The organism is Methylomonas defluvii, from assembly GCF_033949435.1.
In the GTDB taxonomy this organism is placed as follows: Bacteria; Pseudomonadota; Gammaproteobacteria; order Methylococcales; family Methylomonadaceae; genus Methylomonas; species Methylomonas defluvii.
This window is the reverse complement of record NZ_JAXARY010000019.1, coordinates 59510-78381: the sequence shown is the minus strand read 5'-3', so window position 1 is coordinate 78381 and position 18872 is coordinate 59510. Positions and strand designations below refer to the sequence as shown.

Annotated in this window: 16 protein-coding genes; 8 read left to right on the top strand and 8 right to left on the bottom strand. The window is 52.7% G+C overall.

Annotated elements, in window-relative coordinates:
* Nucleotides 1-3: 3 nt before the first annotated feature.
* Together arsS and QLH52_RS18500 are read right to left on the bottom strand one after the other, a co-directional pair.
* Nucleotides 4-966 carry an arsenosugar biosynthesis radical SAM (seleno)protein ArsS gene (gene arsS, locus QLH52_RS18505; protein ID WP_319962526.1) on the bottom strand — a complete coding sequence of 321 codons (963 nt, stop codon included), beginning with the start codon at nt 964-966 and terminating at the stop codon, nt 4-6.
* Between the two features lie 2 nt (nt 967-968).
* Entirely contained in the window at nt 969-1664 is a 696-nt protein-coding gene (locus QLH52_RS18500) for a DUF3047 domain-containing protein (RefSeq protein WP_319962525.1), read from the bottom strand.
* 238 nt (nt 1665-1902) lie between these two features.
* Here QLH52_RS18500 and queG point away from each other — a divergent pair, with 238 nt between their 5' ends.
* A complete protein-coding gene (queG, locus tag QLH52_RS18495) occupies nt 1903-3003 on the top strand; it encodes a tRNA epoxyqueuosine(34) reductase QueG (protein ID WP_033158942.1) in 1101 nt (366 codons plus the stop codon).
* A gap of 213 nt (nt 3004-3216) precedes the next feature.
* The gene (locus tag QLH52_RS18490; protein ID WP_033158941.1) at nt 3217-3738 is read left to right on the top strand and encodes a putative metalloprotease CJM1_0395 family protein; all 522 of its coding nucleotides are present in this window, start codon (nt 3217-3219) and stop codon (nt 3736-3738) included.
* Here QLH52_RS18490 and QLH52_RS18485 read toward each other — a convergent pair whose 3' ends face one another.
* On the bottom strand, nt 3739-4008 hold the full coding sequence (locus QLH52_RS18485; protein ID WP_020482610.1) for a PilZ domain-containing protein: 270 nt from the start codon (nt 4006-4008) through the stop codon (nt 3739-3741).
* Between the two features lie 86 nt (nt 4009-4094).
* The gene (locus QLH52_RS18480; protein WP_033158940.1) at nt 4095-5336 is read right to left on the bottom strand and encodes a glutaredoxin family protein; all 1242 of its coding nucleotides are present in this window, start codon (nt 5334-5336) and stop codon (nt 4095-4097) included.
* 159 nt (nt 5337-5495) lie between these two features.
* Between QLH52_RS18480 and mrcB the strand changes: the two genes are divergently transcribed.
* A complete protein-coding gene (gene mrcB / locus QLH52_RS18475; RefSeq protein ID WP_319962524.1) occupies nt 5496-7823 on the top strand; it encodes a penicillin-binding protein 1B in 2328 nt (775 codons plus the stop codon).
* A gap of 2 nt (nt 7824-7825) precedes the next feature.
* Nucleotides 7826-8452 (top strand): outer membrane lipoprotein periplasmic chaperone LolA, encoded by a 627-nt coding sequence (gene lolA, locus QLH52_RS18470; RefSeq protein ID WP_051670432.1) that lies wholly within the window; start codon nt 7826-7828, stop codon nt 8450-8452.
* A gap of 6 nt (nt 8453-8458) precedes the next feature.
* Here lolA and QLH52_RS18465 read toward each other — a convergent pair whose 3' ends face one another.
* Genes QLH52_RS18465 through QLH52_RS18450 form a run of 4 tightly spaced genes read right to left on the bottom strand, consistent with a single transcriptional unit; the run spans nt 8459 to nt 14519 of the window.
* On the bottom strand, nt 8459-10246 hold the full coding sequence (locus QLH52_RS18465; protein WP_033158939.1) for a sigma-54-dependent Fis family transcriptional regulator: 1788 nt from the start codon (nt 10244-10246) through the stop codon (nt 8459-8461).
* 42 nt (nt 10247-10288) lie between these two features.
* Nucleotides 10289-12937 carry a hybrid sensor histidine kinase/response regulator gene (locus QLH52_RS18460; RefSeq protein ID WP_051670430.1) on the bottom strand — a complete coding sequence of 883 codons (2649 nt, stop codon included), beginning with the start codon at nt 12935-12937 and terminating at the stop codon, nt 10289-10291.
* On the bottom strand, nt 12934-13392 hold the full coding sequence (locus QLH52_RS18455) for a hypothetical protein (protein WP_033158938.1): 459 nt from the start codon (nt 13390-13392) through the stop codon (nt 12934-12936). Before QLH52_RS18455 ends, QLH52_RS18460 begins: the two co-directional genes overlap by 4 nt.
* Nucleotides 13389-14519 carry a hypothetical protein gene (locus QLH52_RS18450; protein ID WP_319962523.1) on the bottom strand — a complete coding sequence of 377 codons (1131 nt, stop codon included), beginning with the start codon at nt 14517-14519 and terminating at the stop codon, nt 13389-13391. The genes QLH52_RS18455 and QLH52_RS18450 overlap by 4 nt, the downstream gene beginning before the upstream one ends.
* 979 nt (nt 14520-15498) lie before the next feature.
* Between QLH52_RS18450 and QLH52_RS18445 the strand changes: the two genes are divergently transcribed.
* From QLH52_RS18445 to hemH, 4 genes are all read left to right on the top strand, one after another.
* Nucleotides 15499-15807, top strand: a complete 309-nt coding sequence (locus QLH52_RS18445) for a hypothetical protein (protein ID WP_033158936.1) — start codon at nt 15499-15501, stop codon at nt 15805-15807.
* 483 nt (nt 15808-16290) lie between these two features.
* Nucleotides 16291-17295 (top strand): tRNA dihydrouridine(20/20a) synthase DusA, encoded by a 1005-nt coding sequence (gene dusA / locus QLH52_RS18440; protein ID WP_033158935.1) that lies wholly within the window; start codon nt 16291-16293, stop codon nt 17293-17295.
* Nucleotides 17296-17334: 39 nt separating this feature from the next.
* Nucleotides 17335-17880: a GTP cyclohydrolase I FolE gene (gene folE, locus QLH52_RS18435; protein WP_033158934.1), complete on the top strand. Its 546-nt coding sequence runs from the start codon at nt 17335-17337 to the stop codon at nt 17878-17880.
* A 2-nt stretch (nt 17881-17882) separates the two neighbouring features.
* Nucleotides 17883-18866: a ferrochelatase gene (gene hemH / locus QLH52_RS18430; RefSeq protein ID WP_205453691.1), complete on the top strand. Its 984-nt coding sequence runs from the start codon at nt 17883-17885 to the stop codon at nt 18864-18866.
* Nucleotides 18867-18872 lie beyond the last annotated feature (6 nt).

The window sequence follows — 18872 nt, the reverse complement described above, 5'->3', positions numbered from 1 at the left end:
GATTTACCCTAAAGCCCCGCCGCAACTGCTGCCTTGGCCGGCTGTGCAACCGTAACAATGGGCGGCGGTGGCGATGGGGGCGCCTTGCAGTTGGTCCAGTCGCAACTCGCTGATATGGGTTTGGGGGTTGGCTGCAGCGCCCAAGGGCAAATTAAGCATCTGATTGAAATCGCAATCGTAGACATAGCCTTGCCAGTCGATACTGAGGGTATTCAGGCACATCAGGTTTTCAAGGTTGTCGGCGCGAAAACTGTCTTTCAGTAATGCCAGATAGGATTCGAAACAGCCGTGACTGACCAAGGTGCTGCCGAAACGCTGAATCGGCATATTGGCGATAGCAAACAGGCGGTTGAAGACGATGCCGTAATGTTGCTGCAAGTGCTGCTTATAAGCCCGTTCCAGATTATGTTGATCGGGCGGCAACACCGCGTCTTGCGGGTTGAACACCAGATTCAATTCCAGTCCGCTGTCCGGCTGACCATAACCCAACCTATTCAAGCGCTGTAAGGCCGCCAGACTATCCTTGAACACGCCCTTGCCGCGTTGTTTGTCGACATTTTCTTCCAGATAACACGGCAGGGAGGCGACAATGTTCACCTGCTGCGCGGCCAGAAACGCCGCGAGATCGGCGTATTCAGGTGCTTCCAGAATGGTCAGATTGCAACGGTCGATCACCGCTATGCCACGATCCAGCGCGGCTCGCACCAAATAGCGAAAATCCGGATGCATTTCCGGCGCGCCGCCGGTCAGATCCAGCGTGTGAATGTTAGCGGTGTCGGCCAGCGCCAATATTTCATCGATAGTCTCCCGACTCATCGCCTCGGTGCGTTTGGGGCCGGCGTTGACATGGCAATGCACACAGCTCAAGTTGCACCGATAGCCCAGATTGATTTGCAAAATCTCCAACCGCTTGCGAAAAATGGCCGGAAAGTCGCTGTTGGCCAATAATGGTTTGGTGTCGTGCATGCTTAATCCTTGGAAAACCAGATGTCGCCATACACAGCACAAACGTGGCCGCCGCTGTTGTCGGTATCGGTCATGATGGCGACGGCATCGATAGCGATGATGTCTTCACCGAATAGTTGCTTGAAGTCGGCCCTAATATTGCGTTTTTCGTGTTCCCAGACATTCAACGGTGCTTCCTGATCGCGTAAAGCCATCATCATCGCATGATCGCCGGCAAAAGCATTCGGCCAGACGCTATCCCGTTTGCTGTTGCCGGCCCAGACATAATTAACAGCCTTAGTTTGCCAAAACGCCAGCCCGCCTTTGACCACCACATAAACCCGCGCCGCGTAATCATCGCCAGCCTTGCTTTGTTCGTTCAAGCCGGATAAACGATTGCCGATGCGCCACGACCAGTTCAGGAATGGCGTTTGAGTGAGATCGATGCGTTGCTCCTTAAACAGGCCGGAACCGGCGGCGTGGCTATCAGCTTTCAGTGCCGTCACGCCGTCGATTGCGTGTAATCGATATTGGGTTTCGCCTTTGAAGCGTTTATGTTCCCAGCCCTCCAGGCGATTCTGGCTGAACTCGCCGATAGGCAGTTTGTTATCAGCAAGCACTGGGTGATGCGGCAACCACATAGCCAGGCACAGCAATAGTTTATGCTTCACTATTGTCCATGTGGCACTGGTATGCGCCGGATACAGCGGAATTGTCATAATCGGTCGTCCAAGTTTTGCTTGATAAGGATGTCGCGCTTTTTTGCCGTCGATCATAAAACGCCCCGCTTAGCTTTTCTACGTAATCCTTCGTGACTGGCAGGGATTTCTTACCAGTGACTTGAACAGCTTAACGGTTGATCTTCATGTTTGATACGGTTAGCTTATCCAGCTATTCGCGAGCCATTCCTTACTAGGCCACGACGATCTCCCCTACTATTTCCCAAGGTTCCGTAAATTGCACACGCCTTTAACCCAAGCCGAAGATCTTAACGCACTTGTCCAACGCATCAAGCATTGGGGCGAAGAATTGGGCTTTCAGCAGATAGGTATCAGCGACACGGATTTAACTGCCGCCGAACGGCATCTGCACGACTGGTTGGACAAGGGCTTTAACGGCGAGATGCAATACATGGCCGCACACGGTTTAAAACGCAGCCGACCGGCGTTATTGCAGGAGGGCACACGCAGCATTATCTCGGCACGGATGGATTATTTGCCGGAACCATCGGCAATCAGCAAGCAATTATTAGACGACCCGGCCGCCGCCTTCGTATCGCGGTATGCCTTAGGACGTGATTACCACAAACTGTTACGCAATCGTTTGCAAAAGCTCGCGGACAAAATCGCCGAGGAGATTGGCCCGTTCGGTTATCGGGCGTTTGTCGACAGCGCGCCGGTTTTGGAAAAAGCCATCGCCGAGAAAGCCGGCTTGGGCTGGATAGGCAAGCACAGCAACCTGATCAATCGCCGGTCCGGTTCCTGGTTTTTTCTCGGGGAAATTTATACCGACTTGGCCTTACCCAGCGATCAGCCCGTCAGCAACCACTGCGGACAATGCCGGGCTTGTTTGGATATTTGCCCGACCCAAGCCATCGTCGGCCCCTATCAGGTTGATGCCCGCCGTTGCGTCTCGTATTTAACTATCGAATTGCACGGCAGCATTCCAGTGGCATTGCGCCCCTTGCTGGGCAATCGGATTTACGGTTGCGATGATTGCCAATTGGTGTGCCCGTGGAACCGTTTCGCCAAACTTAGCGCGGAAAGCGATTTTAAACCCCGCCATCGCTTGGACCAGGCGACTTTGCTTGAATTGTTCAATTGGACCGAAACGGAGTTTCTGCAAAAAACCGAAGGCTCGGCGATTCGCCGCATCGGTCATCAGCGTTGGCTGCGCAATATCGCTGTGGCGCTGGGTAATGGCAAAGCCACTGATGCGGCTAAGACGGCATTGGCCGGCAGATTGAGTGATGAATCGGAGATGGTGCGCGAGCATGCACAATGGGCTTTGCAGAAATTGGACAGTTTGCACATTGAACCGGAACTTCCGACAATTTAGAAGCGTCTTTCCCAGCGCAAGCCGGAGCCGAGTGCGATTAACAAACGGGATTGGTAGTTGCTGGAATCGCGAGTAAAAGGGATTTAATCAGCCAGACTGCGATAATCGCCCCTACCGTGAAAACTCAGGCTAAATATGCTTTGATGACTTGAACCAGCATGAAGTCAAGGTGTATTCTTAGAGCCAGTTAACACAATCCGTTCGAGGCCCAACATGCTGGTCACCGCCTCTTCCCATCAAACTTCGCTATATCGGCTGACCGGTCGCAATCTAGCCGCGAGCGGCGAACAGGCGCCTGTCGAACCTATCGCCCAAACTGCGAAAAGCGCAAACGCCCAATCCGGCCAATACAGTCCGGAACAGCTAAGCCAAATTGCCGAGCTTAAAGCCCGCGACCAGGAAGTTCGGGCGCACGAGCAAGCTCATTTAAGTGCCGCCGGCGGTATCGCTGTCAGTGGTGCGCGTTTTACTTTTGTGACGGGGCCGGATGGCCAACGTTACGCCACCGGCGGTGAAGTGAATATTGATGTCTCAGAGGTTGCCGGCGACCCGGAAGCGACTCTGCGCAAAGCCGAGACTATCCGCCGCGCGGCATTAGCGCCGGCCAGTCCCTCAGGCCCGGATCAAAGCATCGCCGCCAAGGCAGCGGCGATGGCTAATAAAGCTCGCGGAGAATTGTTGAATTCGCAAAAGCAACCCAGCCGTAACGGCGAGCTCCTCGACCTGACCGCCTGATCAACGCGGCGCAAACTCCAGACCAAACCCCACGTCCGGCTCTACCCGCACCACAATCGCAGTTTGTATCGGCGCATCGTCGAATTCGGTGGTTTGCACTTCCACTAGCGCGCCAATCGGCGGGATTAATTCGTTGGCACACAGTAAAAACAATCCAGTCTCGGAAAAGTCCCGCATATCCACCACGACCGCTTCAGCCGATGCCGGCACCGTCATCCTGATTTTGGCACGGTGCTTTAGGCGCGGGTGCCTGCGCTTGTTATCAATCACGAATTCTCCTATCTCGTTTCGGTTCTATCGCACGTGTAGTGATAAAGAAAAGTGCTGTTAATCAGCGCCCCACGCCAACCGGCCATCTACTCGCCTAAACCGCGCAATATTAAATACAACCCTAAACTTACCATCGCCAAGCCGCTAAGCAATTTCAGCCAACGACCTTCTTTTTCCTGCAAACGATGCTGACTCAGGGTCACGACTCCCACACCCAGCACAACGACGTCATCCAGCATATAGGCCAGATTGTACAACATTAAATAACCGTAATAGTCCCAGCCGCTTAATTCCCGCAAGGTGAGTATGCGTGTGTAAAGGGCCGGGAATCCGGAGGTACACAACAATTCGACGATCTGGACCAGCAAAGCCAGTACCACGGCCCCCAACATGGCGCCCGCCAAATTCTCGGCTTGCAGGATGCGCCGAATCCGGTTGTAGATACCGGGTTTGGCGGCAACCGGAATCGACAGCGAGATACCCCTGCCAAACGCCCAAAAATCTTTCAGGTTGATCGCGCCGGCCAACACGGCAATGCCGGCGATAGCCAATTCCGAAGCTCGCGATAAGCCTATCAGTAAAAACAGATTCAACCAGGCGGCCATAAACACGAAGTAAGCCATCCCTTCGACGACAACAAACGTGCCGGCCACCGCCAACATCCGGGGCCGATTATTCATAGGTGCCAGCATCGAAATCATCAAAATCAACACCCACATCGAACAGGGATTGAAGCCATCCAGCAAGCCCATGGCTAGTGTAAAAGCCGGCAAACCAACCTCATCAAGACCGATGCGCCTGCCAAACCAATTCACGGCAAACACCTCCGTTGCGGGTGCGGGTGGCTGGCTAACCGGCACATCGCAGGACTCGCTGACTTGCACTTCACAGCTACCGGCTTCTGCGCCGGACACTTCACTCGGCAGCGCACCGGCACGCAAGGCATTCCTAATCAAACCGCTACTACCGGCTTCTTCGGAATAACCGACGATGTATTCGCCATGCACCAGAAATGTCGGCAACCTGATTGGCCCGGCTTGCCGGGATTCGGTAATCTGCTGCAATCGCTCCAAGGCGGTTGGCTCAGCAGAGATATTGCGAATAACTATCCGTAAACCGGGTTGCTCGCCTTGCAGCACCGCCAAAAATTGTTCGGCTTGTTGGCAATGCGGACAACCGTTACGTACAAAAGCTTCGATATCGATCCGGTTTTCAACCGCTCCGACACTCGGCATGATTGCCAGCGCAAGCACCAGCACCAAACCAAAACGCATCAGTGTCGACGGTAGCTGGGCCAAGCATTTTGGAAACAGTTTCAGTATCAACACTCGCCTATTCTCCTCAATAACGCCAGCAATCTGTGCGGAAGTGGGCATTTTATTAGATAATAGTAAGCTAAATGAACTGCGCCGAACCAGCAGGTGCCATCTTCGCCCCATTCACACAGCCGCCGCTAACTGCCGTCGGCGAGATCAGATACCGACTTAATGCCTAGACGACCCAGAAGCAGCAAATCGACCGTTAGACGCAGAAAATCGCAACCCCAAGCATCGTGGCTGAAACGCGCGCTGGTTTCGCTAGTGCTGATCGGGGCTTTCGTATTGGCGGTGTATGTTAGCTACCTAGATTACACGGTACGCCAGCAATTCGAGGGCAAGCGCTGGTCGATTCCGGCCCGCGTCTATGCCAGCCCCGTCGAGCTTTACGCCGGTTACGAAATTTCCAGCAAAAATCTGGAAGACTTATTGCTGGAATTGCATTACCGCCAGGACAACCAACTGGCCGGCGAAGGCTCCTATTCCATTAAGGGTGGCCAGATCAACATCCGCACCCGCGCCTTTAATTTCGGCAATACGCCTCAGGAAAGCCGCAATATCAGCGTGAGTTTCACGAGCGGCGGCATCGCCGGTATTACCGACGCCGCCACCGGCGAGAGTTTGGCCATCGTCCGCATGGACCCGGTGCAAATCGGCAGCTTTTATCCCACCCGCAAGGAAGACCGAATTCTGATCAAACTGGACGAAGCGCCGCCAACCCTGGTGCAAGGCCTGCTGTCCACCGAAGACAAGGACTTTTACAACCATTTCGGCATCTCGCCCAAAGGCATCGTCCGCGCCATGTGGTCCAACGTGAAAGCCGGCGGCATGGTGCAAGGCGGCAGCACCATCACCCAGCAGTTGGTGAAAAACTTTTTCCTGAATCCCAAACGCACGCTACGCCGCAAGCTGAAAGAAGCCTTGATGTCGTTTATTCTGGAATATCGCTACAGCAAGGACGAAATTCTGGAAGCTTATTTGAACGAAATATTCCTGGGCCAAGACGGCGCCAGCGCTGTGCATGGCTTTGGTTTGGCCAGCGAATTTTATTTTGGGCAATCATTAAAAACCCTGAATTTGCATCAAGTTGCTACATTGGTGGCATTGGTACGCGGGCCGTCCGAGTATGATCCACGCCGCAATCCTGAACACACGCTGGAACGCCGCAACATCGTGCTGGATGCGATGCATACGGAAGGTTTTATCGACGCACAGCAACTGAGCGAAGCCAAAAAACAACCGATAGGCGTCGCGACGGTGATTCATCGCTCCGCCAATCGCTATCCGGGTTTTATCGATCTGGTGAAACGCCAACTGAAGCAGGAATATAAAGAAGACGATCTGACCTCGGAAGGTCTACGCATCGTCACCACCTTGGATACCCGCATCCAAGACACATTGGAAAAATCCATCGCCAGCAAACTGAAGCATTTAGAAAGAAGCCCGAAAAGTAACGATCTGGAAACCGCCGCCATTGTAACCCGTCGCGATAGCGGCGAAATTGTCGCACTGGCCGGTGGCCGCGACGCCGAGGATACCGGATTCAATCGCGCTTTGGACGCTGTAAGGCCGATAGGTTCGCTGATCAAACCGGTGGTCTATTTGACCGCACTGGAATATCCGGACCGCTACACCATCGCCACGCCGATCAGCGATACCCGCCTGGAAATTCCAGCCGAAAGAGGCAAAACCTGGTCGCCGGACAACTATGATAATCAGGAACACGGCATCGTGCCGCTGCATAGCGCCCTCACCCACTCCTACAATATGGCGACTGTGCGGATTGGCATGGACATTGGTTTGGCCAAAGTCGCCAACACCTTAAAAAGCATGGGGGTCAGCCGGCCGGTGGATTTGTTTCCGTCCTTCCTGTTGGGCGCGCAACCTTTGACGCCGTTGGAAGTCACGCAGCTTTACCAAACCCTGGCCGGCGACGGTTTTGCCACGCCGCTGCGCTCGATCCGCGCGGTAAACGCCGCCGACGGCAAAGCCCTGCAAAGTTATCCTTTTACCGTGCGTCAAGCGGTCGACCCAGCCGCCACCTTTATTACCAACACCATTTTGCAAGAAGTGATGTATGCCGGCACCGGCCATTCCGCGTATAACTATTTGCCGCAGAACATGGCCTTAGTCGGCAAAACCGGCACCACCAATCAATTACGCGACAGCTGGTTTGCCGGTTTTAGCGGCGATTTTCTATCGGTGGTATGGGTTGGCCGCGACGACAACAAACCGACCGGCTTGACCGGCGGAACCGGCGCCTTGCAAATCTGGTCCGAGCTGATGCGGCAAGTGTCGAAGAAGCCGGTCAGCCTGGTACCGCCCGATAATGTACAGATGACCTGGATAGATACTGCCAGCGGCTTGCTCAGCAATGAAGGCTGCCCCGGCGCTAAATTGATGCCGTTCGTGGATGGCTCCGGACCCAGCCAATTTGCCGACTGCGGAGCAAGTCCGGAATCCGGCGAAAGCTGGCTTAATAACCTGAACCCTTTTTAACTATGTTGCTTAAACACATTTTTGCTCTGATTTTCCTGATCGCCACCACCTCGTCAGCCTGGGCAGACGAAACACCGATTGCCCGATTGAAAAGCTTTTTAGCCAGCAGCAGTTCCTTGACGGCGGATTTCAAGCAAACCAGTTTCGATAAAAGCGGCCGCCCCGCGCAAAACAGCACCGGTAAATTTTATCTGAGCCGACCCGGCAAATTTCGTTGGAACTACCAAAAACCCTTTGTGCAAGAGATTGTGTCCAATACCGGCAAAGTCTGGTTTTACGATGCCGACCTGGAACAGGTGACGGTCAAACAGTTGGACGATTCGCTGGGTTCCACACCGGCATTGTTATTGACCGGCGAAGTGGATATAGAGGAAAAATTCATCCTGCAGGAACAAGGCAAGGAAGACGACGGCATGAACTGGGTGAAACTATCACCCAAGAATGAAGAAAGCGGGTTCAAGTATATTTTGATCGGCCTGAACGGCAACCAATTGGGCGGTATGGAACTGAGCGACAATTTCGGCCAATTAACCCGTATTTATTTTTCCAACATCCAGCTCAATCCCAAGCTGGACGACGCCTTGTTTAATTTCAAAGCGCCGAAAGGCGTAGATGTGTTTGAAAACTAGCCCCCGTCAGGCCGGTTTACTAATCCCCAGCTTTTCCATCCGCGACCGCAAAGTCGTGGATGGCACCCCCAAAATCTTCGCCGCTCCCTGATTACCGGCGATTCGCCAGGACGTGGCTTCCAGCGCTTTCAAAATATGCGCGCGCTCGGCTTCGTCCAGCGTGACAATCGGTGCCGCGTTGGGCGCGCCGCCGGCCCCCATCACATTCACGCAATCCACGGCGGCCAGTTGACTGCCCTTGGTTAAAATCACCGCACGTTCGATGATATGTTGCAGCTCGCGAATATTGCCGGGCCAGAAATAACTTTGCAGATCAGCCATCATCCGTTCCGGAATAGACTGAATTTTCTTGCCGAATTTTGCCGCGTACTTATCGATGAAATGCTTCACCAAAAACGGCACGTCTTCCTTACGCTCGCGTAGCGGCGGCAAATTAATGGGAAACACATTTAAACGGTAATACAAGTCGGCCCGGAATTTACCTTGTTGCGAAAACTGCGCCAAATCCCGATGGGTGGCGGCGATGACCCGCACATCGCAGGTCAGGGTTTGCGTGCCGCCCACCCGTTCGAATTCGCCTTCCTGTAGCACCCGCAATAATTTGGCCTGCATCTCCAACGGCAATTCGCCGATTTCATCCAGAAACAAGGTACCGCCGTTAGCCAGTTCAAAACGTCCCAATTTGCGAGCAATCGCCCCGGTAAACGAGCCCTTTTCGTGACCGAACAGCTCGCTTTCGGCGAGATTTTCCGGGATCGTCGCGCAATTCAATTTCACCAAGGTTTTGTCTTTGCGAGCGCTGAGATTGTGAATCGCCCGAGCAATCAATTCCTTGCCGGTACCGGTTTCACCGGTGATTAACACCGTTGCGTCGGTGTTGGCTACCTGCCTGACCAGATCCATCGCTTGATGCAATGCCGGAGAATTGCCGATCAATTCCTCGCCATCGCGGCTGGCCAAGACTTCTTCTTGTAGATATAGATTGATGCCGCGCAAGGTATTGCATTCCGCTTCGGCCTGTTGCCGGGCTTTACGTTCGTTGATGTCACGCAAAATCAGGATATACAGTTTCTGCCCAATGGCTTCCACGCGGGAAATGGTGGCTTCGATGGGGAAAGTGCTCTCATCCGCGCGTACCGCACTCATGCCTTCCGACACCCAAATGGCCTGCTCGGCCGGCACGCCGTTGCGAAAATTGGTTAGCGTTTTGTAAAGCTCGGGCGACAAAAATCTATCCACCGCCCGGCCAATGCTGTCGGCGGCTTTGCAGCGAAACATCTGTTCGGCCGCCGCGTTGAATAAGGTAATCCGCCCGATGTCATCCAGCGTCAGAATCGCATCCATCGCGTTCTCGAAAATCCGCGACAGGCGCTGCTCTTTTTCTTGCAACTCCAGCTTCAACTTTTGCAGCGTCAGATGGGTTTGCACGCGGGCAAGTACTTCTTCGTATTGAAACGGCTTGGTGATGTAATCCACCGCCCCGACTTGAAAACCTTTTAATTTATCGGCGGTATCCGCCAAGGCCGTCATGAATAACACCGGAATATCGCGCGTCGTCGGAATGGTTTTCAAGGTCTGGCAGACGGTAAAACCGTCCATGCCCGGCATCAGCACGTCCAACAGAATCAGGTCTGGCAATTGGGCCACGGCTTGGACCAAGGCAATTTCGCCCGTTTCCGCACGCAATACGTCAAAGCCGGCTTCATCGACCAAGCCTGCCAACTCTTCCAAGTTAACCGGATTGTCGTCCAGCATCAAGATTAACGGTTTATCGCGCTGGCGCTTATGAGTCATGCCTATCTCCTTCTTAACCTATCCCAACCACCGGCGGCAGCATCATTCCTGAAACTCGTGCAAATATTCCTGAATAGCCGGCTCCAGCCGAATGCTGGCTTGTTGCAGTAACTCGTAACTGGCGGCCGCATCAGTAAAGGCAGCCTCGTGGCCCATCGTCTCCAGCTGCTGGGCTATCTTGCCGAACGGGAAGGCGCCGATGCTGTTGGCCGAGCTTTTCAGGGTATGTGCGGATAGCCGTAACAATTCGGCATCCTGACGCTGTATCGCATCGGCCATGTCATTCAGCAGCGGCGCTGACTGTTCCTGAAATAAAGTCATCATTTTGCACAACATCTGCTGTCTACCGCGCACCCGGCTTAAGGCTTGTTGCCAATCCAGCGCCGGCTCAGCCAACAGCGCCGACGCCATGCTGTGCTTATCCGCTTGCTCTGTTCCCGCCATATTCCAACACTCCACCATTGCCAACAAATCCTGCTCCTGCACGGGTTTGGCGATGTAATCGTCCATACCAACGGCTAAACAGCGTTCCCTATCACCTTTCAGGGCGTGCGCGGTCATCGCGATAATCCGCATATGTTTACCGGTCTCGCGCTCGCTGGCCCGAATCGCTTCGGTAGCCTGAAAACCGTCCATTACCGGCATCTGCACGTCCATTAAGATCAGATCGAACAAAATATCGGTAGCCAATATATCCAGTACCTCCTGGCCGTTGTTGGCCACCTTCACGGTATGGCCGCGCTCTTCCAGCAACACCACCGCCATGTATTGGTTAACCGGATTATCTTCCGCCAACAAAATTCTTAACTTACGCGGCGGCTCGGCCAATACTGTCAGCGCGGCTTCTGCGGCTTTGGCGGATTTACCCAACGCCGATTGAATGGCATTCCACAATTCCGAATGTTTGACCGGTTTACGCACATACAAATTGATGCCCAAATCGTGACAGCGTTCGCAATCGTCCGGCCGGTCGGCAGACGACAACATCATGATGGTTACCGGCTCGAAGCGTTGATCCTCTCTGATGGCTTGCGCCACCATAAAGCCGTCCATGATCGGCATCATCGCATCGAGTAAAATCAAAGCGTAGGCTTCGCCGGTTTCCGCCATACTCTTCAATGCGGTGATGGCCGCCTCGCCGCTATCCACCGTGGTGGGCCGCATGCCCCAATGGTTCAAGATTTCCGAGAACACCCGTAAATTGATGGCATTGTCGTCCACGATCAACACCGGTAGATTTTTCACGTCTATCAGTGGCTGAAATGGCGCGTCGGCCTCGCTTTTAGTGTGCCGGTCAAACACGGCGGTAAAGAAAAAAGTGCTGCCTTTATGTTCTTCGCTTTCCAATGACAAATGCCCGCCCATCAACTCGACCAAGCGCGAAGAAATCGACAAACCCAGGCCGGTGCCGCCGAATTTTCGGGTGGACGAAGCGTCTATCTGCGCGAAGGCTTCGAAAATAAGCTGTTGTTTATCGGGGGAAATACCGATACCGGTGTCGCTGACCGCAATCTGCAAACAAACCTTGTTTTCATCGACCGATTCCGGTTTGACTTGCACCACGATTTCGCCATGCTGGGTAAATTTGATGGCATTGCCGACCAGATTAATGATGACTTGATTCAAACGGCCGACGTCGCCCAGCAAATCGTCCGGGGTTTCCGGGTCGATGCGCAACATCAACTCCAGATCTTTTTCATGGGCATGGCCGGCCAGCAGCTTTAAGGTGTCGCCGAGGCTTTCGCGGACTTTGAACGGTGCATGATCGAGTTCGAGCTTACGCGCCTCAATCTTGGAGAAATCCAGAATGTCATTGACGATGCGCAGCAAAGCATCCGCCGAGCTGTTCGCCATCCCCAGAAATTCGCGTTGCTGCGGCGTAAGATCTGTACGCAGGGCCAAACCTATCATGCCGATGATGCCATTCATCGGCGTGCGGATTTCATGGCTCATATTAGCCAGAAACTCGCTCTTCGCGCCGGCGGCCTGCAATGCCGCGTCGCGGGCGGACAGCAAGGCTTGGCGCATTTTTTCCAGATGCTCGGCCAACGCCGCTACTTCGGTAATTTTGGTGCCGGAATTAAATTGCCCGGTGTGATTGCCGGCGGCGATTTGTTCGGCTTCGTCGCGTAAACGTTCCAGCGGCATAACCAGTTTGCGCCCGAACAATCCCACCACCAGCAGCGTCAAGCCCATGTAAACCGCGACAAAATAGGCGCTACGCTGATAGATCGTGGCAATGTCGCGTTGAATCTGCCGCTCGTCGTAACCCAGCCTTAGCATCGCCAACGAGCCGTCTTCAGGATTCAAAATCGGCACCGCTAGAAAATAAATATCGTCGTCGTGCTCGCCGAAGAAAAAATCTTCCTGAAATTGCTGCTGCGCATTCAGTTCGATGTCGGCGCGAATATTGCCGCGCTCGGTGGCGATTTCCGCAAACGCCAAACGGCCATTCAACAGAAACTCCCCTAACAAGCCTTGCAATTCGCCGGCCTTACTGTGCTGCAGGCGCGGTGTCACCAGATTACTGAACAGCAAGGCATCGGAGCGGACGTAATTGACAAACTGCGCTTCCAAACTGGGTTTGATTACCCGATAAATGCCGAACAACAACACCGGCACCAGCAGTAAATGAATGCCGACAACCGCCAGAATCATTCGGCCGTTAAAACTATGAAAAAACCGACTCATTCCAGGGCTCCCTGCCATAACACGTTAACCGCTTTAAGGCCTTGATTGGCCCGGACTTGATCTTCCCACAAATAGGTCACCGTACCCGGATTTTGTTGCAGCGTATCGACCAAGCTCTTCAGATCGTTAAAACTCTCCGGACGCTTACCGCCGAGGCGGAAAACCACCGATATGGTTTGACTTTCATAGGCATTAGCCGACATGAAGGCCACTTTTTGCAGAAATACTTCGAAAATTAACGGATCGCTGATATTTAATAAGGGCACGGGGTGTTCGCCGCCCTTCTCCAAAGGTACGCCCAAGAACAATTTTCTGGCTTCTTGCACGGTTAGAGCCGGCATCGACGAGTTGGCGCTGGTGGCCAATACCAGAGAATGGCGAGTGATAGCCCATAGGCTCTGCGCTCCAAGCAGCAACAGCAAAACAATGATGCAAAGACCGCGCAGCAGTTTCATGGGAACACCGCGCTCCATTGAAACATCACTTGCCCGAAATGATCGTCGCGCAAATGATCGCGGGAGGCTTCTAGCTTTAGGGCATTCGTGTGGTTGAGCTTATAGCGTATGCCGCCGAGAAACCTGTCCTCGACATATTTAGGAAACATCGCCAGGTAGGGATCGTCCCTGCCGCCAAAAGTGCCTTCTACGCGCCCGACCACAGTCCAGGCCGGATTGAGGTCCCATTCCACTTGCCCGTAAGCGCTGAGAAAATCGTCGTAAGTTTTGCCGCCCAACGGACTTTCCAAGGTATTGTTCACATAGACAATTTCGCTTAATAATCTTAGCGATTGGATTTGCTTAGCGGCATAGGCACTGGCGACGAACTGATTAACGTTTTTAACGGCCAGTTCGTCGGAATGAATTTGATTGTAGGCCCCGGAAATGCCGAATTCGTCGACCCCATAGCTGATAGGTTGGTAGCCCAACCGAAACGACACACCAGGCCGGCGGGAACCTCCCGGCTCCACCAGATTGAACGCTTCCAAACCTTTATTAATTTGCGGGCCCGCACCAGCGCCAACCGTGTAATACAAGCCGCCCTCACCCAGATCGTGGACACCTTCCCATAAAAACCCGGTCAAATGATTGGGAATCACGCCTCCCGCCGTTTCGAAAGCCATAATACCGGGCCTGCTGATCGTGGTTTGCAGAAACGCGCCGTGGTGGAACTGCATGTTCCAATAGCCGATCGGGTTATGAAAGCGCCCCAACCACAGCGTGGCTTCGTCGCCAACATGCATGCCTAATTGAAAGCGTTCCAGATTATGGGTTTTGGTGCTGACCAGCCATTCGCCGAGAAAGCGGAAGCGCTGATAGTCGGTGGTGTAAAACACGTTAATCTCGGGGATAACGTCACCTGTACTGAGTTTTTTCTGCGGTTCTTGATCGAAACGTTCGATGCCGGTCACAGCCGGAAACAATAACAAATCACCCGGCAGCCCGGTGGTGCCATGGCTGGGCATATGCCCCATATGGCCCCCGGCAACTACAGAGGCAGGCACTAGGGCTGCGAGTGCGCAGACATAGGAAACGATAGCAGCGTTTAGCGTTTTGAATATGGCCGGATAGTATCGTTGCCGCATGCGGACTCTCAAGCATTTCATCGGTAGCACACTCATACTACCTAGTTAATTGGGAATATTCTCCCGATACGTTTAAAGCGAAATGTATCACATATTTTTGAATAGTTGACGATATTTCGTCAAAACTTAAGTGCAGATCAAGCACCTGAGCAGCATCATTCAAGACAGAGGTAGATTTGATTAAACCCGCTTATTAGCCCGCCGATTACAAATCTTCGAGCCAGCGCTGGAGCTACCCCTGTAGCGACAGCCATTAACCTAAAAACTCATACCACCTTTAAACCTGCAAAAGCGTCTAACGCCCCTGCATCATCGACTGGCGCTGACACCTTGTACGACATTTCGTAAGCGATACGATATTTAGTGCTGAAATCAACAATTTCTTGTGCATTTTTTCACTGTTTTCCAGCATTGCCAGCTCATAAAATAATGCATAAACAATTACTTAGAATAATTAAGGTACATGCGGTTTTGTAGTGGCATTGGTTTTGCGCTGTATAAAGTAGCTCTGCAATGACGAAGAGCCGAATACCCAACAAACCCATAGCGCATTATTTTCAGACATTCGGATTACGAGGTGATCACCATGAAAACGCTCCAGCAGGTTACTCGTTGCAAAAGGTGCGGCGACTTATTGTCAGCCCATGAAAAGTCACATACCGCCCACGAAGGCCTCTGTGCATTTTGCGCCCAGATGCGTAGTGAAGCACTGGAAATTCACCAAGAAATACATACAAAAAACCGCGTGGCAAAAATTCACTTCAGATTGGTTTAAGCATGGCCTTGTTATAAGGCTGGCCGCGCCACAATGAAAGTTTGCCGATAACCATCGTAGGCTCGAGGCCACGTTCAACCGGATCGCGAAATGGCGTCGTTATTCAGCGCCTCAGCTGCCCACAGCGAACCGATTGGCGCGAATACCTGAAACATGCGCATCAGCTCGCTAAGTTTTTATAACCCCAACATAAGGAGACAAACTATGAATTCCGAAGACATCCTGAAAACTTGTATACGCGAACTAAAGCGCTGCGGCATAAGCTTCGTACTGATCATAATCGGCGTATTTCTGGCCACCCAAAACGCCCCCGCCGCAACCATGCCAAAACCCAAGCAATGCATAGGCAGCATGGAAACGATTAACGCACTTGCCTCTCGCCCTCTAAAACCCGGCACTCGTGCTTTGGTCCAGCCGGTTAGCAATTCGCTCCATCAGTTTCATACCAAACAAACTTACAGTAAATGCGTTAGTAGCCTGACCGAAAACAAAGCTAGCAAACAATACAAATGAGTGTTTTTCGGCAATCCGTATAATTTTGAATCGTCCGCGCGGACAAGCCAGATAGCCATCCCGAATCCCAAATCACTCGTCAAGGCGGCGTCAACACGGCACCAAGGCTTTTTTGATCTGACTGCAACATTTAGATGTAAGGTGTTAACTTTTAGCTTCATCTAATAGCAGCGGGCCAATACGCATCCGACAAGCCTGAGCAGAATCAACTGTGCGATTGTCTTTATCGTGTTCATGCTGTTTAGTGTCAGCCCCATTCCGATTACCAGCAGCATCGGTTTATACCTAGTGATTTTCAGGCCGCGTTGGTTTAAAGAACTGACCAACAAAGTCTACGCCGATAAAGCACACTGATATTCTCCTATCGCCTTCCTGCTTCAGCCTTCAGCACGGGCTGATTTCCTACTGCGGTTTTTATTCAGCCCGGCAAAGTATAATAAACTCACCAATTTGAATCCTGATTCCCAACCACCAGAACCACCCATGACCGCTGACCGCGACCATACCGCCCCCCAAGCTGACAAACACCTGGCCTACCGATTCTCAGTGGCCCCCATGCTGGATTGGACTGACCGACACTGTCGGTATTTCCACCGCACCTTATCCCGTCATGCCTTGCTATACACGGAAATGGTCACCACTGGCGCCATATTGCATGGCAACCGTGACCGGCATTTACAGTTCAGCCCAGAGGAACACCCACTGGCTTTACAGCTAGGCGGCAGCAATCCAGCGGATTTAGCGGAATGCGCCAAAATTGCCGCCGACTATGGTTACGACGAGATCAATTTAAACGTCGGCTGTCCCAGTGATCGCGTGCAAAATGGCCGCTTTGGCGCCTGCTTAATGGCAGAACCCGAACTGGTAGCCGAATGCGTGGCAGCCATGCGCCAGGCAGTATCGATGCCGGTGACGGTGAAATCGCGGATTGGTATCGATGATCGCGATTCTTACGCAGAACTGACACACTTCATAAACACTGTAGCGGCGGCAGGTTGCGAGACCTTTATCGTGCACGCCCGCAAAGCCTGGCTATCCGGGCTTTCACCCAAGCAAAATCGCGACGTACCGCCGCTACGTTATGACGTGGTGTTGCAATTGAAGCAAGATTTTCCGATGCTGAATATTGTTATCAACGGCGGCATCGAATCCTTGGATAGCTCGCTCGATTTATTAGAGCAACTTGACGGCGTCATGCTAGGCCGGGAGGTGTATCACAATCCCTATCTACTAGCAGAAGTAGACCGGCGCTTGTTTAACGACGAGCATTCCATCCCGTCGCGGCAAGAAACGGTATTAGCCCTGTTGCCTTATATAGAGCAGCAATTACAACAAGGCGTGAGACTGCATTGTATGACCCGGCATATGCTGGGTCTGTTTCATGGGGTCGATGGTGCGCGGGCCTGGCGCCGCCATCTCAGCGAAAACGCCACCCGTTTTGGCGCCGGTAGCCAGGTGGTTTTGGACGCCTTAGAATTTACAGTTTGATGCTGTATACTCACGACATTTTTTTACTCGAGGGCGGCAATGGAAGAATATTTCTCCAAAATCATTCAAGCAATAGGCGAAGATGTGAATCGGGAAGGTTTGCGGGACACGCCGAAACGTGCCGCTAAAGCCTTCAAATTCCTGAATAACGGTTACGAAAAAACCCTGGAAGAAGTATTGAACGGCGCGATATTTGAAGCCGATACCGAAGACATGGTAATTGTAAAAGACATCGAGCTTTACTCTTTGTGCGAGCATCATTTATTGCCCTTTATTGGCAAATGCCACATCGGTTATTTGCCTAAAGGCAAAGTCTTGGGCTTGTCCAAACTGGCCCGTATCGTTGATATGTACGGTCGGCGGCTGCAAATTCAAGAACAATTGACTCGGCAAATCGCCAAAGCGGTGGAAACCGCCATCGACGCCCGCGGCGTAGCGGTAGTCATCGAAGCCAAGCACTTGTGCATGATGATGCGCGGCGTGGAAAAACAAAACTCGGTGATGACCACATCGGTCATGCTGGGTATCTTCAGAGAAGAAATCAGCACCCGTTCCGAATTCCTGAACCTGATCAATCGCAAGTAACCATGACTGAAACCGGCCAAAAAAAGATCGGGGTGTTACTGGTCAATCTGGGCTCGCCCGCCTCCCCAAAAACCGGCGACGTACGCCGCTTCCTGCGCGAATTTCTCGGCGACCCGCGGGTGGTCAATCTGCCCAGACCCTTGTGGTGGCTGATCCTGAATTTGTTCGTGCTGCCGTTTCGCCCTAAAAAATCGGCGCATGCCTATCAATCGATCTGGACCGAGCAAGGCTCGCCCTTGATCGTATTCACCGAAAAGCTGACCGCCAAATTGCAAGGTTTTACCGGTATAGACGACGCCGATTTAATCATCGATTGCGCGATGCGCTACGGCAAACCGGCCTTGCGGGAAAAATTGCAAAACTTTCAGAAGCAAGGTGTCCACGAAATCGTTATCCTGCCGCTCTATCCACAATATTCCTCCACCACGACCGCCTCGATTTTCGACGTGGTGGCCGAGGAATTTGTCAGTTGGCGGCACATGCCCGGCCTGCACTTCATCAGCGACTTTCATGAACACCCCAGTTACATCGAAGCCCTGGCGCAATCGGTGCGCCAGCATTGGCAAGCCAACGGCCAAGCGGAATTGCTGTTGCTGTCATTTCACGGCTTACCGGCCAAACTGACCGAATGGGGCGACCCGTATTTCTATCAATGCCAAACCACCGGTCGCCTGCTTGCCGAGCAATTAGGCCTCAAGGACGAACAATGGAAATTGGTATTTCAATCGCGCTTCGGCAAAGCCGAATGGCTGAAACCGTACTGCGTGGAAGTGTTGCAAGAACTACCGCAGCAAGGCGTCAAAAATGTCGACGTGATTTGTCCGGGATTCTCGGTAGACTGTCTGGAAACGCTGGAAGAGATCGCTATCGCCAACCAAGAGATATTTCTGGAAGCCGGTGGCGAGACGTATCGTTATATTCCGTGTTTAAACGACAGCGACGCTCATGTCGAGGTGATGCTTGATTTAATTAAAACCGTGCACTAAATAAAG

Excerpts from the sequence above, each read along its gene's own strand:
- arsS (WP_319962526.1), bottom strand. The coding sequence starts at position 966 with ATGCACGACACCAAACCATTATTGGCCAACAGCGACTTTCCGGCCATT.
- QLH52_RS18500 (WP_319962525.1), bottom strand. The coding sequence starts at position 1,664 with ATGACAATTCCGCTGTATCCGGCGCATACCAGTGCCACATGGACAATA.
- QLH52_RS18490 (WP_033158941.1), top strand. The coding sequence starts at position 3,217 with ATGCTGGTCACCGCCTCTTCCCATCAAACTTCGCTATATCGGCTGACC.
- mrcB (WP_319962524.1), top strand. The coding sequence starts at position 5,496 with ATGCCTAGACGACCCAGAAGCAGCAAATCGACCGTTAGACGCAGAAAA.
- lolA (WP_051670432.1), top strand. The coding sequence starts at position 7,826 with ATGTTGCTTAAACACATTTTTGCTCTGATTTTCCTGATCGCCACCACC.
- QLH52_RS18465 (WP_033158939.1), bottom strand. The coding sequence starts at position 10,246 with ATGACTCATAAGCGCCAGCGCGATAAACCGTTAATCTTGATGCTGGAC.
- QLH52_RS18460 (WP_051670430.1), bottom strand. The coding sequence starts at position 12,937 with ATGAGTCGGTTTTTTCATAGTTTTAACGGCCGAATGATTCTGGCGGTT.
- QLH52_RS18455 (WP_033158938.1), bottom strand. The coding sequence starts at position 13,392 with ATGAAACTGCTGCGCGGTCTTTGCATCATTGTTTTGCTGTTGCTGCTT.
- QLH52_RS18450 (WP_319962523.1), bottom strand. The coding sequence starts at position 14,519 with ATGCGGCAACGATACTATCCGGCCATATTCAAAACGCTAAACGCTGCT.
- QLH52_RS18445 (WP_033158936.1), top strand. The coding sequence starts at position 15,499 with ATGAATTCCGAAGACATCCTGAAAACTTGTATACGCGAACTAAAGCGC.
- dusA (WP_033158935.1), top strand. The coding sequence starts at position 16,291 with ATGACCGCTGACCGCGACCATACCGCCCCCCAAGCTGACAAACACCTG.
- folE (WP_033158934.1), top strand. The coding sequence starts at position 17,335 with ATGGAAGAATATTTCTCCAAAATCATTCAAGCAATAGGCGAAGATGTG.
- hemH (WP_205453691.1), top strand. The coding sequence starts at position 17,883 with ATGACTGAAACCGGCCAAAAAAAGATCGGGGTGTTACTGGTCAATCTG.